Origin of the sequence: Ancylomarina subtilis (assembly GCF_004217115.1) — a bacterium.
Lineage (GTDB): Bacteria > Bacteroidota > Bacteroidia > Bacteroidales > Marinifilaceae > Ancylomarina > Ancylomarina subtilis.
Genome location: NZ_SHKN01000001.1, coordinates 2,326,253 through 2,339,401, shown reverse-complemented (window position 1 = coordinate 2,339,401; position 13,149 = coordinate 2,326,253). Strand labels below are relative to the sequence as shown.

Annotated in this window: 10 protein-coding genes and 3 tRNA genes; 9 read left to right on the top strand and 4 right to left on the bottom strand. The window is 36.5% G+C overall.

Going from position 1 to position 13,149, the window contains the following annotated elements; translation table 11 throughout:
* The 5 genes from EV201_RS09555 (at position 1) to EV201_RS09535 (ending at position 5,862) form a co-directional block, all read left to right on the top strand.
* On the top strand, positions 1-1,395 hold the full coding sequence (locus EV201_RS09555) for a TolC family protein (protein ID WP_130307345.1): 1,395 nt from the start codon (positions 1-3) through the stop codon (positions 1,393-1,395).
* A 213-nt stretch (positions 1,396-1,608) separates the two neighbouring features.
* Complete coding sequence (tsaB, locus tag EV201_RS09550) at positions 1,609-2,319, top strand: tRNA (adenosine(37)-N6)-threonylcarbamoyltransferase complex dimerization subunit type 1 TsaB (protein WP_130307344.1); 711 nt, start codon at positions 1,609-1,611, stop codon at positions 2,317-2,319.
* Positions 2,320-2,385: 66 nt separating this feature from the next.
* Positions 2,386-3,147, top strand: a complete 762-nt coding sequence (locus EV201_RS09545) for a DUF3108 domain-containing protein (protein WP_130307343.1) — start codon at positions 2,386-2,388, stop codon at positions 3,145-3,147.
* 135 nt (positions 3,148-3,282) lie between these two features.
* Positions 3,283-3,852 (top strand): elongation factor P, encoded by a 570-nt coding sequence (gene efp / locus EV201_RS09540; protein ID WP_130307342.1) that lies wholly within the window; start codon positions 3,283-3,285, stop codon positions 3,850-3,852.
* Positions 3,853-4,005: 153 nt separating this feature from the next.
* Positions 4,006-5,862, top strand: coding sequence for a DUF3413 domain-containing protein (locus EV201_RS09535; protein WP_130307341.1), 1,857 nt, complete (start codon positions 4,006-4,008; stop codon positions 5,860-5,862).
* 37 nt (positions 5,863-5,899) lie between these two features.
* Here the strand turns inward: EV201_RS09535 and EV201_RS09530 are convergent, their stop codons facing one another.
* On the bottom strand, positions 5,900-6,808 hold the full coding sequence (locus tag EV201_RS09530; RefSeq protein ID WP_130307340.1) for a TIGR01777 family oxidoreductase: 909 nt from the start codon (positions 6,806-6,808) through the stop codon (positions 5,900-5,902).
* A gap of 78 nt (positions 6,809-6,886) precedes the next feature.
* Entirely contained in the window at positions 6,887-7,906 is a 1,020-nt protein-coding gene (locus tag EV201_RS09525) for a glycosyltransferase family 2 protein (protein WP_130307339.1), read from the bottom strand.
* 214 nt (positions 7,907-8,120) lie between these two features.
* Between EV201_RS09525 and EV201_RS09520 the strand changes: the two genes are divergently transcribed.
* Positions 8,121-9,242, top strand: coding sequence for a DEAD/DEAH box helicase (locus EV201_RS09520; RefSeq protein WP_207224429.1), 1,122 nt, complete (start codon positions 8,121-8,123; stop codon positions 9,240-9,242).
* An 86-nt stretch (positions 9,243-9,328) separates the two neighbouring features.
* Here the strand turns inward: EV201_RS09520 and EV201_RS09515 are convergent, their stop codons facing one another.
* Together EV201_RS09515 and EV201_RS09510 are read right to left on the bottom strand one after the other, a co-directional pair.
* Positions 9,329-10,612 carry a DEAD/DEAH box helicase gene (locus EV201_RS09515; RefSeq protein ID WP_130307338.1) on the bottom strand — a complete coding sequence of 428 codons (1,284 nt, stop codon included), beginning with the start codon at positions 10,610-10,612 and terminating at the stop codon, positions 9,329-9,331.
* Between the two features lie 190 nt (positions 10,613-10,802).
* Positions 10,803-12,314, bottom strand: a complete 1,512-nt coding sequence (locus EV201_RS09510; RefSeq protein WP_130307337.1) for an acyl-CoA dehydrogenase family protein — start codon at positions 12,312-12,314, stop codon at positions 10,803-10,805.
* A 430-nt stretch (positions 12,315-12,744) separates the two neighbouring features.
* Between EV201_RS09510 and EV201_RS09505 the strand changes: the two genes are divergently transcribed.
* The 3 genes from EV201_RS09505 to EV201_RS09495 all read left to right on the top strand — a co-directional run bounded on the left by EV201_RS09505 (position 12,745) and on the right by EV201_RS09495 (position 13,056).
* Positions 12,745-12,818 (top strand) — tRNA-Asn (locus EV201_RS09505).
* A gap of 45 nt (positions 12,819-12,863) precedes the next feature.
* A tRNA-Asn gene (locus EV201_RS09500) sits at positions 12,864-12,937 on the top strand.
* A 45-nt stretch (positions 12,938-12,982) separates the two neighbouring features.
* A tRNA-Asn gene (locus EV201_RS09495) sits at positions 12,983-13,056 on the top strand.
* Positions 13,057-13,149: the final 93 nt, after the last annotated feature.

The following is a 13,149-nucleotide window of genomic DNA, read 5'->3' as shown; positions in this document are numbered from 1 at the left end:
ATGAAAAAAATATTCCTAGTTGCTCTTCTGTTTTCTTTAGTGTTGGGTGTTAAAGCCCAGGAAAAATGGAGTCTAAAGAAATGTATCGATTACGCGAACGAGCACAATATATCACTTCAACTTAAAAAGTTGGATGCTGATGTTCAGGCAAATAATACCAAACAGTCAAAATTAGATATGCTACCAAGTTTAAGAGGTGGAGTTGATTATGGGTTTAATTATGGACGTACATTAAATAGTACCAATACTTATTCTGATCAAAACATTGAGAGCGGTTCATTATCAGTATCATCAAACTTGACTTTGTTTGAGGGGTTTAAGAAAAGGAACACACTTAAGCAGAATGAATTGGATTTAAAAGCATCACTTCAGGATGTAGAGAAAGCTAAAGAGGATTTAGCCTTAAATATTACGTCCTATTATTTGGATATTTTATTCAAAAAAGAACTCCTTCAAGTAGCAAAAGATCAACTAAAGATTACTCAATTACAGATTGAAAGAACTGAAGTTTTAGTTGAAGCAGGTACCTTGCCTAAAGGAACATTAATGGAGCAGAAAGCTCAGGCTGCTCAGGAAGATTTAACAGTAGTTAATTCACAAAATAATCTAGATTTGAGCTTGTTGGATTTAGCTCAATTATTAGATTTGGAACAAATTGAGAACTTCGATATTTCCATTCCTCAACTACCTGTTGTTAATGCTACTCAGTCGATGATCGATCCAGAATCGGTATTTTCAAATTCATTGAAATTTCGACCAGGGATTAAGTCTGCAAATTTAAGATTGGAAAGTTCAGAGAAAGGACTTAGTATAGCTAAAAGTCAAAGAACACCTTCTTTATCCATGTATGCTTCTTGGGGATCATCTTATTCAAATGATTTTCCTGAGATTGGGACATTGGTTGATGGTACTGGAAATCCAATTTTAGATGATTTAGGTAATCCACAAAGAACTGTTATTCGTTCTGAAATGAGACTTTCTGATCAATTAAGAAGTCGAGAGAGAAAAGCATTCGGGTTTCAGTTGAATATCCCAATATTTAATGGTGGAATAGTAAATAGGAATATCAGTAATGCCAAGGTCAATATCGATCGTTCCAGATTGAATTTAGAGAATACAAAGAATGTGCTACGTAAGGAAATTCAACAGGCACATGCTAATGCTATTGCAGCCATGAAAAAATATTTCTCGAGTCAGACTGCTGTATCTTCTACTGAAGAGGCCTTCCGTTATACCGAAGAGAAATTTAATTTAGGATTGGTAAATTCGGTTGATTACAATGAAGCAAAAAATAATCTGTTAAGATCGAAATCGAATTTGTTACAAGCTAAATACGAATACATTTTTAGAACAAAAATCATAGACTTCTATAATGGAGTCGAAATCAGTTTATAGTCAAGTTTTCAAGTAAGTTTAGTTGCTCCGGTTCGATGAATTTCGAATCGGAGTTTTTTTTTAATCAGGTCTTTATCTAAGTCGATGTAAAGGTGCTTTCTTATTCCCTTTTTATAGTTTAAATTTGCAGACTGATGGCGTTTATAAATTATAATTGCCTTATATCAATAAAAGGAAAATCGGATACCGATTTATACGTAACGACTCAAAACAATGGCTTTAATACTAAATATAGAAACATCCACTTCAGTTTGTTCAGTTTCATTAGGGAAAGATGGTGGATTACTTGCCTATAAAGAGAATAAAGAGGGCATGAATCATGCGACACATCTTACTGTATTCATAGATGCTATTCTGAAAGAAAATCAGCTCACTCCGAATGATCTTGATGCTGTTGCAGTAAGTATGGGCCCGGGTTCTTATACGGGTTTGCGTATTGGTGTTTCAACTGCAAAAGGTCTTTGTTATGGCAGCAGCTTGCCATTAATTGCGGTGAGTACCTTGCAAGCCATGACGGCTCCTTTGTTGAAAAATGAAGCTCTCCTTTCACAGTTGGGAGATCCTGAAGCATGTATTTTTTGTCCGATGATTGATGCAAGAAGAATGGAAGTGTATACCGCTTTTTATTCTCATAAAAATGAAGAGATGCGTGAAATTTCTGCCGAAATCATTGATGAAAATTCTTTTGCTGAAGATTTAAAGAAGAACGAAATTGTCTTTTTTGGTGATGGTTCATCAAAATGCCAATCCAGCCTCCAGAGTTCGAATGCAATATTTGTTTCGGATATCACGCCTACTGCTGTTGGAATGGTTCAATTAGCTGAAGTAAAGTACCAGGCAGGGACTTTTGAAGATGTTGCTTACTTCGAGCCCTTTTACCTCAAAGATTTTGTAGCAACAACTCCAAAGAAAAATATCTTTTAAAAGCATTCGTTTTTTTGCATTGAAATGGCGATATTGAGTAACTGATACTCTTTAAAGCCATTACTTATGCGAAATATTTACGTGTTATTTTCTGCGATCCTTTTTTTTTCGAACTCAGTTTTTGCTGAAGGTGATGTTATGCTTAAGAGAAAAACAGAACACCTGAAGTACATTATTCATTATGGATTTATTCAGGGTGGTAAAGCGAGCCTAAAGCTCAAGACGGAACGTTATAAGGGAGAAGAGGTTCAGCATTTGATCCTGAGTGGCCGAACTACAGGGGTGACAAACTCTCTTTTTGGGGTGAAAAATACCTATGAGAGTTATGTAGATAAGGAAACATTATTACCTATAAAAGCAATCCGGGATATTAAAGAAGGCAATTATAAACGCTATAACGAACTTGTTTTTGATAGGGAAAATAATAAGGTTTATAGCAAAAAATCCGGTGAACATGATGTTGTTGAAGGTGTTCATGATATTCTTTCCGCTTTTTATTACGCACGTGTGAAATTGTTTAATTCTGATCTGGTTAAGGGCCAGAATTTAAAGATTGATACTTATTTTTCTGATGAACCTTTCCTTTTACAGTTTAAATTCATGGGGTACGAAACCATTAATAGTAAACTTGGGAAAATTAAGTGTTATAAGTTTATACCAATTGTTGAAACAGGAAGAATTTTCAAAGATAAAGATGATCTTAAGATTTGGATTTCTGCTGATGAAAATAAGGTGCCTGTTCGTGTTCAATTCGACTTGTTTATAGGATCCTTGCGTTGCGATTTGATTAATTTCCCTCATCAAGTTGTTGATGAAGACGATTTTTAATCTCTTTTATCCCCCAAAAGGCTTCATTATTCCTGCAAAATGCACAATATCTGCATAATATTTCTAATTGAGGATAGTTTCTCTTACTTTTGCGGAGAAATTTATACGGATAATTTTTAATTAATATATTACAACATGGCAAGTACTGCAGATTTTAAGAATGGTATGTGTATCCATTTTAAGACTGGTTTATATACGATTGTTCAATTCCAGCATGTTAAGCCTGGTAAAGGTCCAGCTTTCGTAAGAACTAAATTGAGAAATGTAAAAACAGGTAAGATTATCGACAATACCTTTACAGCAGGATTAAAGATTGATGTTGCTCGTATTGAGCGTCGTCCTTATCAGTTTCTTTATAAGGATGATATGGGGTATAACTTGATGCATACCGAGACTTACGAGCAGATTGCTTTGGAAGAGGAATTGTTTAATGCTCCTGATCTTTTAAAAGAAGGGGATCACGTTGAAGCTGTTATTCACGCTGATACAGAAACACCACTTTACGTTGAACTTCCGGCGCACGTTGTTATGGAAGTGACATACACAGAACCTGGTCTTCGTGGTGATACTTCTTCAACAAACTCACTAAAGGCTGCTACAATTGAAACAGGTGCAACTATTATGGTACCTTTATTCATTAACACGGGTGATATTATTAAGGTTGATACACGTAACAAGGAATATGTTGAGCGTGTAAAGCAATAGGCTCTTTTAGCTAAAACTTTTTTTTAAGCTGTCTCATTTTATGAGATAGCTTTTTTATTATGATATTAATTAATTTTAACATAGTTAAATTGATTGTATAATGATATGGATATAGTTTTGTAAATTTGATAAGAACAATATCTTTATTATAGCATGATTCCTTTTTTTAAGAAGCCTCACATACAATGGCTCATCAGTTTTTCTATTTTTAATAGTCTGTTGTTTATTCTTTTTTCATTTCGTTATGGTGCATATATCGATTTTACACACGGTATTTGGCAATGGTTGTATATTGGGGCAACTGCCATAGGGCATGTGGGCTCCATCGCTTTAATTGTAATGATCCTTCCTTTGTTACTTTCAATTCCTTTTCGAAATCAGAAATTCATTCTCATACTTGCTTCTATTCTAAACACCGTAGGACTCATTTTTTTTACGATAGATTCATTTATCTTTTCTCAATATCGTTTCCATCTGAACAAATTTGTTTTAGATATGCTATTTAGTGGAGCCGCAGGAGATATCTTTCAGTTTTCAGGTTCGATGTATTTTATAGCAATAGGTTCTATATTACTTCTTTTGACGCTTGAATTTTTAGTGGGTAGCTGGATGTGGAAAAAGGAAATGTTTTTAAAATTTAAGCAAAAAACAATTTTGTTTGCTCTGCTTGGGTTTATGATTTTTAGTCACTTGGGGCATGCTTATGCATCTGCAATGAGTTATAGCCCAATCACAAAAAATGCTCATGTTTACCCTTTGTATTTCCCCCTTACAGCAAATGGATTGTTCAAGAAATTGAATTTGATTGATCCGGAGGTTTTGGCAAAGAATAAGGTTATAAAGAAGAATGCTGATTTGAGGAATATGAGATATCCGGCTCATAAACTGCAATTTGAGAAGGGAAAATTATATAATATTTTATTTGTAGTTGTTGATTGTTGGCGAGCAGACTGTTTGGATTCATTGGTGACTCCAAATATTAGTCGGTATAACAGTAATGCTCTGATGTTTAAGAATCATCAAAGTGGAAGTTGTGGAACCAGAGGGGGTATTTTCTCACTTTTTTATGGTTTGCCAAGTTTCGCTTATTGGAATACCATGAAAGCCAATTGTCAAAGACCTATGTTGATGCATACTTTAGCCGAACAGAATTATAAATTTGGGATATTTGCAAGTTCAAACCTAACTCATCCGGCTTTTCATCAAACTGTTTTTGCCGATATTGATCATCTGAGAATCAAAACAGATTCAAAAAATAAGGCACCCTATGTGCGTGATGCTAAAATAACTGAAGAGTGGTTGGATTTTATTGATTCGAATTATTCCAAGGCCAATGAGCAGCCCTTCTTTGGTTTTCTCTTTTATGATTCGGCTCATGGTTATTCTCATCCTGATCCTACACATGCCCCATTTCAACCGACTTGGTCGGCACCTAATTATTTAACTTTAGATGATGATACTGATCCTAAACCCTTTTTAAATTTGTATAAAAACACATTGAATTATGTTGATTCTCTTGTGGGAAAAGTACTTGTTGATCTTGATAAACGTCAACTTTTGGATAATACAATTGTTGTGTTCACGGGTGATCATGCTCAGGAATTTAATGATAACAAAATGAATTATTGGGGACACGGGAGTAACTTTAGTGATGCACAAACTCATGTGCCATTGGCTGTACTATGGCCAGGCATGAGTCCACAAGTGTTTACACACAGGAGTTTGCATTACGATATCGCTTCAACTTTGTTGAATTACAATCAGGGATGTCAGAATCCTGCCAGCGATTTTTCAATAGGTAAATGTTTGTGGGAAACATCCTCTCCAGAGTGGTTTGTTGCTGGAGCAGATCAGAATTATGCTATCATTGAAAATGATCAGATAACAACAACTCTTTACGGAAGTTATAGTGTAACAACACCTGATATGAAAGCCCTGGATAATAATAACCTTCATTCAAATATTGTATTTGAAGCCATTAAGGAGTCATATAAGTTTTATTCAAATTAGTTGATTTATGAGTGTTTGGATTTTTCTTTTGTGTCCCTTATTCTTCTAAAAGATTAATCAAGGCCTTATCCAGTTTAGGAAATTTGTAAGTATAGCTGGTAGAAAGAAGCTTACTGGCTGAAATCCGGCTGCCAGTCAAGAGAAGCATAGACATTTCACCCAATAGTGATTTAATGAGAAAAGTTGGTATGTTTGGAAACCAAAATGGCTTTTTAAGAACTTGAGCCAGGGTTTTTGTAAAGCTGAGGTTGGTATGATATTCAGGAGCTACAGCGTTGTAGGCTCCCTTCATTGTATTGTCCTCAATGGCTTTGATGTAAATTTCACAAAGGTCATCTATGTGGATCCAGGGGAGGTATTGTTTACCATTTCCAAGTGGGGAAGCTAAACCCATTTTTACGGGGATAAGCATTTTGGACAAAGCGCCACCTTGCTTATCCAGAACTAGTCCCGTTCTTAAAATAGTTGTTCTAACTCCCAATTCGCAAAATTGGTTAGCAGCTTCTTCCCATTTCTGACAAGTTCGACCGAGGAAATCATCTGCAGCACGATCTCCTTCAGAAAATATTTTTTCAGATGTAATCAATCCATAGTACCCAATTGCTGAAGCTGAAATAAAAGCTTTTAAATTCTTGTTTTGTCTTTTGACTTCATTAAAAATGAGCTTGGCGGATCGCACTCTACTCTCAAGTAATACATTCTTTCTTTTAGGAGTCCAGCTTTTTTCTGCAATATTGGCTCCGGCCAAATGGATGATATAGTCAGATGAGTCAATGGCTTCAGGATCAATTTCATTATTTTCAGGATCCCAATAGAAACTTTTATGTGAAGCTCTGATGTCTTTGTTTCGACTCAAAATGGCGACATCGTGACCTTTGTCCCGTAATTTCGTACATAGAGCTTTACCAACCAATCCGGAACCACCACTGATTAATATGTGTGCCATATTTTTATTATTTGAACTTTGATCTTAAAGTTACAAAATATGACGATTAAAAAGTTGAAGTTTGGGATCGATGTGAATTTATGAGTTCTTAGGACGTTTCGATTTATCAAAAAAGAAATTGTCGAAAACGATCCGTTCTTCTTTTTTCAGAATCAGAATTAAGATAGTACTTTTTAGGAAGCCATAACCATAGGCATAAAGCTGGATAAAACTGGCTAATATGGCTAGTAGGGAAATTGATAAGCTTTTGGTCTTTATGAGTGATTCGATAAATAGAATAGCTGCAATAAAAGCCAAAGGCAATAAGAATAATGGGTTTATCATTACAGCAAGTCCGAGCAGGAACAGACTGAATAATAAGAACAGTGTTGGAAAGGTATAAGTCAGTTTAAATTTATCGGGGTACCATTTTACAAGCACTGGACGCATCACACCAAATTTGTAGACTTGTTTGATGAATTTCGAAAAATCAATTCGTCTTTTATGGAAAACGTATGCTTTTTCAATTAATCCGACACGAAAGCCTGCGTTCATAATACGGTAACTCAAATCAGGATCTTCGCCGGGTGTGACATCGGTGTAACCCCCAACTTTTTTGTAAACCTCCTGACTGATTCCCATATTGAAGCTGCGGGGTTGGTATTGATCTAATTTGTTTTTTTTACCTCGAATACCACCTGTTGTAATAATTGATGTCATCGCATAATTGATGGCTTTTTGCACCTTACTAAAGGATTCGTGAGCACTATCCGGGCCACCAAACGCATCAAGAGGAGTTTCTGCTAAATGTTTCTCAACCTCTTCAAAGTATTGAGGTGGTATAATGCAATCCGAATCAAAAAATATTAAGTAATCACCAGTTGCCATACTCATGCCCACATTTCGACTGTCTCCTGGTCCTGAATTGGGTTTAAAATGATATTTAATATCAAGATCATTGGCGTAACTTTTTACGATGGCTGAACAATCTTCCGAAGAGCCATCCTCAATCATGAGAATATCAAAATTCTTATAGGTTTGCTTGCTTAGGCTTTCGAGTAACTCTTTGGCTTCGTCAGGCCGATTGTAAATGGGAATAATGACTGAGTATTTAGGCATGCTATACGATTCTGTTGTTGTAAAAAGGCTAATTAATGGGTCCCTTTATTATATTTCTGAATTTTCATCCCAAACTTAACAAATCTGATGGTTTTTTACAGCGAAATTAGAGGGGAATAATTTGATCGATTAAATGACAAGTTGCATGGTCTTATTCATTTGCATCCACATATTTAATAAGTATCTTTGTGGCCAAACTAAATAAATATCTGTTTTGGAGAATTTTAAAGTACTGGGAGTAAGAAAAGACTTTCTTAAAGGATTGAGTGATATGAATATTGAGAAACCTACTGAGATACAAAGTAGAGTTATCCCAATATTATTAAATGGAGATACTGATCTGGTTGGTCAGGCGCAAACTGGTACAGGAAAAACAGCTGCCTTTGGCTTGCCAATGCTTCATCGTATAAATACGCATCACAAGGTTGTTCAGGGGCTTATTCTTTGTCCTACCCGCGAGTTGGGCCAGCAGATTGCTAAGCAGCTTTTTAAGTTTACTAAATTTTCTGATAAGATTTTTACTGAGGCCGTTTATGGCGGTGCACCTATTGATAAGCAAGTTGCGGCTTTGCGTCGTCCAACTCATATTATTGTTGCAACTCCGGGCCGATTAATCGATCTGATAAAACGTAAGGCTGTTGATTTGAGTCATGTGAGTACCGTTGTGCTAGATGAGGCTGACGAAATGTTGAGTATGGGGTTCAAAAAGGAGCTCGATCAAATCTTAAGTTTTACCTCAATGGCTCAGAATAAGTGGTTGTTTTCAGCAACCATGCCACAAGGGATCAAACAAATTGTAAATAAACACCTGAAAAGCAATGCGCACAGAGTAGAGGTGAGTGGGCGTAATGTGGTGAACAAAAACATAGAGCACAAGTTTTTGGTTTGTGATGAAAAGGAGAAGTTGAATATTTTGCTTCAGTTTTTAAGTTCACAAAGTGATAATAGAGGACTGATTTTTTGTAAGACTAAGGTTGCTGCACAGACATTGGCAAAACAGTTAATTGCTAGAAATATTCCCGCTGATGGTCTTCATGGCGATCTTTTACAAAAAGAGCGTGACAAGGTGATGCGTGCTTTCAAAAATGGAAGCTTGCAGATGATTGTTGCGACCGATATTGCAGCGCGTGGTATCGACGTAGAAGGCCTTTCGTATGTAGTGCATTATCAGTTGCCTGATAAGGAAGAGTATTATACCCATCGAAGTGGACGAACAGCTCGTGCAGGTAAAGATGGTCTTTCCTTGTCTTTGGTTACATCTAAAGAACTGAAGAGTATCAGATATTTTCAGAAAGCCCTTAATATTAGCTTTAAGCAGATCAGACAAACAAAATAACTCAGGTTTAATCTGACCTTTGATATAAAAAAAACTCATGATATACCATCATGAGTTTTTTTGTGCTTTAAATAAAGTGAGACGAGTTAATCTCTTTTTCTGGAAAAAGGTTTACGTCTTCTATCTTTTCGCTGTCTATTTTCAGCATTGTCTGTTTTTTTCGTTTCAGGCTTACGATCCGTACGTCTGGTTCTTTGAGGTCTCTTTGGTTTTTCAACGGGTTCATTGTCTCCCGAGTTCAGGAACGGATGTTCTTCGATAACACGAATTTCCTGAGCAATTAGCTTTTGAATATCCTTTAAATAAGGTTTTTCTTCAATATCGCAGAACGAAATTGCAATACCACTAGCAGCAGCTCTACCCGTACGTCCAATTCGGTGCACATAGGTCTCAGCAATATTAGGCAAATCAAAATTAACGACTAAAGCTAAGCCATCAACATCGATACCACGCGCAGCAATATCTGTTGCCACAAGTACCTTAGTTTTTCCTTCTTTGAAATTTAATAGGGCATTCTGTCTCTGATTCTGCGATTTGTTACCATGAATGGCTTCAGAATGTATATTGACCTTCTTTAAGAATTTGGTGATCTTATCAGCCCCGTATTTTGTTCTTGTAAATATAAGGGTAGAATCAACCTCATTTTGTGTTAATAGGTGAATTAATAATTTAGGTTTATTCTTTTTGCTTACAAAATATAAGGCCTGTTCAACGCGTTCTGCCGTGGTTTGTTTTGGAGCTATAGTAACCTTCTCTGGATTGCCTAAAAGCTTCTGAGATAGTTTTAGAATCGCTGGTGGCATGGTTGCCGAAAAGAAAAGAGATTGTCTTCTCTTAGGTAACTGATCAATAATTCTTCGGATGTCATGAATAAATCCCATGTCGAGCATATGATCAGCCTCGTCAAGTACGGAATACTGCACGTCTTTTAACGATATATAACCTTGGTTAATCAGGTCGAGTAAACGGCCTGGAGTCGCCACAAGGATGTCTACACCTCTTTGAAGTGCTTTGGTTTGTGTCCCTTGTTTGACACCGCCAAAAATAACGGTGTTTACAATACCCGTATGTTTCCCATATGCCGTAAAGCTATCTCCAATTTGAATGGCTAACTCTCTGGTAGGTGTTACAATCAGGGCTTTAATCTTACGCTGGCCTTTGCTTTTACGCTGGTCGTTGTAGAGGTGTTGTAGGATAGGAATGGCAAATGCTGCCGTTTTTCCTGTTCCCGTTTGGGCACAACCTAATAGGTCCTTTCTGTTTAGAAGGATGGGAATAGACTGGGCTTGAATAGGTGAGGGATATGTATAGCCTTTGGCCTCCAGGGCTTTCAGGATAGGATCAATAATTCCTAAATCTTTGAATGTCATGTATAATGTATAAAAGTGACAAAGATAGGGTAATTGTTTGTACTTCTGCGTTTTTGTGAATAAATGCAGCTTTTATTTGAAAGATAATATTCCAAATCCCGAATTTTGCCTGATAATAATTCCCCTCCTTTATTGAAAAGAAGAGGAATTTAGAAGTGTTGATGTATTTAAAGAATCAATATAATCAATTCTAGCAAAAGGACAGCCAAGAGCTTTGGTCCTTATACTCCTCAGTAGGAGAGACGTTTGTTTGAAAGCGGTATGAGCTAACTAACATTGATATTTCATGCTTAATTGTTTCCAGACTATCATTAATTAAGTCTGTTCTAAAACCCTTGGATCCAAGTTGAACGACATGGTCGGCTGCGACAACTTTACTAATGATTTTACCTAAATCAACAATTTTTCGTTGTGGAATTTTAGTATCCAGATTAAAATCAACCAAATTTTTGAAATAATCGGAAACATTTTTAGTCAGCTCATGATTTTTGAAGAAGTCGGAGAGGTTCATATTCTTCTTTTTTGTCATGATTTTCATAACCATTTCAGAGAGTTGTGTATAAAGCATATCGTTTGATCCTTCAAAAATCTGGAAAGGTCGTGAATCAATAATGGCTCTGGAACCTACACTTTCTGCTTTGTAACCATTAGCGCCACTCAACTGTGTTAGTGTTTGTGCCGCTTCCTGCATCATATCAGTAATATAAGCTTTCATGCTGTTGGCTTCAATGGCAGCTGCAGCTAAATTGTTTTCAATTCCGCTAATAATCGAACTACGGGAACACATGGCCGAGCAGATCGTAAAAGCAGATTGGATACGTCCAATTTGATGACGAACCTGATCGAGTGAAATTAAGGGTTTGCCACCAACAATTCGGGTTGTACAATGTTTTATCGATTCGTCAAGCATTCTGCGAATAAAGCCCATTCCCATACCTGGAAACTGCAAGCGACTTCTATGAAGAAGATCCATCATCAATTTTAAACCTGTTGTTTCAGGTTCCAGTTTGTATTTCTCAGGCACCTGAATATCAATTGAATTTTTTCCATAGGGAATAGGGTAGAGCCCCAGGTTGTTGTAGTATTCTTCAACTTTGATAGCTTGTTGTGGTTGTTGCACGTCGCAAATAAAGAAATCGATATCCCGACCTAATTTCCCCTGTTGATCCTTTGGACGGGAGGTCATCAGCCAATAATCAGCCATACCAGTTAAACCTTGCCAGTGTTTGGTTCCTTTGATATGGTAGGATTCTCCCATCTTAATATTAGAAGTTTGCATGCCAAGGGCATCACTCCCAAAATCAGGTTCGGTAATCATTAAACCACCCATATTCTGTTGAGTTAGAAAACGATCAAAAATCCCCTTCTTTACGGTGTCCTGTGCGTATTTCGCAACAGGTTCTAGAAATAAAGCGATATTAATACCAAAGGTTAAGGCTAATGGAAGTGATTCATATGAAGCCGTATCCAAAATGCCTAAACACTCTTTTACTTTAGCTCCACGGCCACCATATTCTTTAGGAATAGCTACCGATAAGGGGTTCTTGGCCATTATATCTCTTAGTACCAATGCAGGAAATCCTCTTTTTTGGATAAATTTTTCGATATTATCCTTTTCGTAAAAAGCACTGTGTATCGTCTTTTTAATAGCGCTCAGGAACTCTGAAAAAGAAAGATGTTCCGCGATATTAGAAGTTACCATCTATTATTTATTTTAAATTAGTGTAAATAAGAATAGTTGTCGTGCAAAGCTAAGATTAAAAAATAGATAAAGACATATAAGTCTGATTATTTAGTGGGTAATTGCATTCGAGCTGAGAATATTGGGGCCTGAGGGGATCTAAATCATTTTTTTTCTTAGGTAATTCGTGTTGTTCTATGGGCGGTTTTTGTGTCCAAACTGTGCTTGTCCTCAATGATAACTGAAAAATGATGATTTGACCCAATCTTTTTTTTGAGCATATCTTCCTGATAAAAAGCAAATTTCAAATCAAGAGAAAAAGTTTATTCGTTTTTTTTGAAAAAAATAAGGAGAGACGCTTGTATAATTGGGTAAAAGCGCTTAGTTTTGCATCGCAAATTTCCCCAATAAAGGTTGTCTTTATAAGCAAAAGGGATATTTGAAATAACACTCCTTCTTAGCTCAGTTGGTTAGAGCATCTGACTGTTAATCAGAGGGTCCTTGGTTCGAGTCCAAGAGAGGGAGCAAAAAACCGATACTGTGAGGTTTTAAAAAAAAATATCAGTTTACTCCTTCTTAGCTCAGTTGGTTAGAGCATCTGACTGTTAATCAGAGGGTCCTTGGTTCGAGTCCAAGAGAGGGAGCAAGAAACCGATACTGTGAGGTTTTAAAAAAGAATACCAGTTTTTTCCTTCTTAGCTCAGTTGGTTAGAGCATCTGACTGTTAATCAGAGGGTCCTTGGTTCGAGTCCAAGAGAGGGAGCAGAAGCCGTTCGATTTTTTCGAGCGGCTTTTTTGTATTTCAGTTTGATCCATATTTTCGATGAGGGCTGATATGAAAAGAGGGCACCCAAGT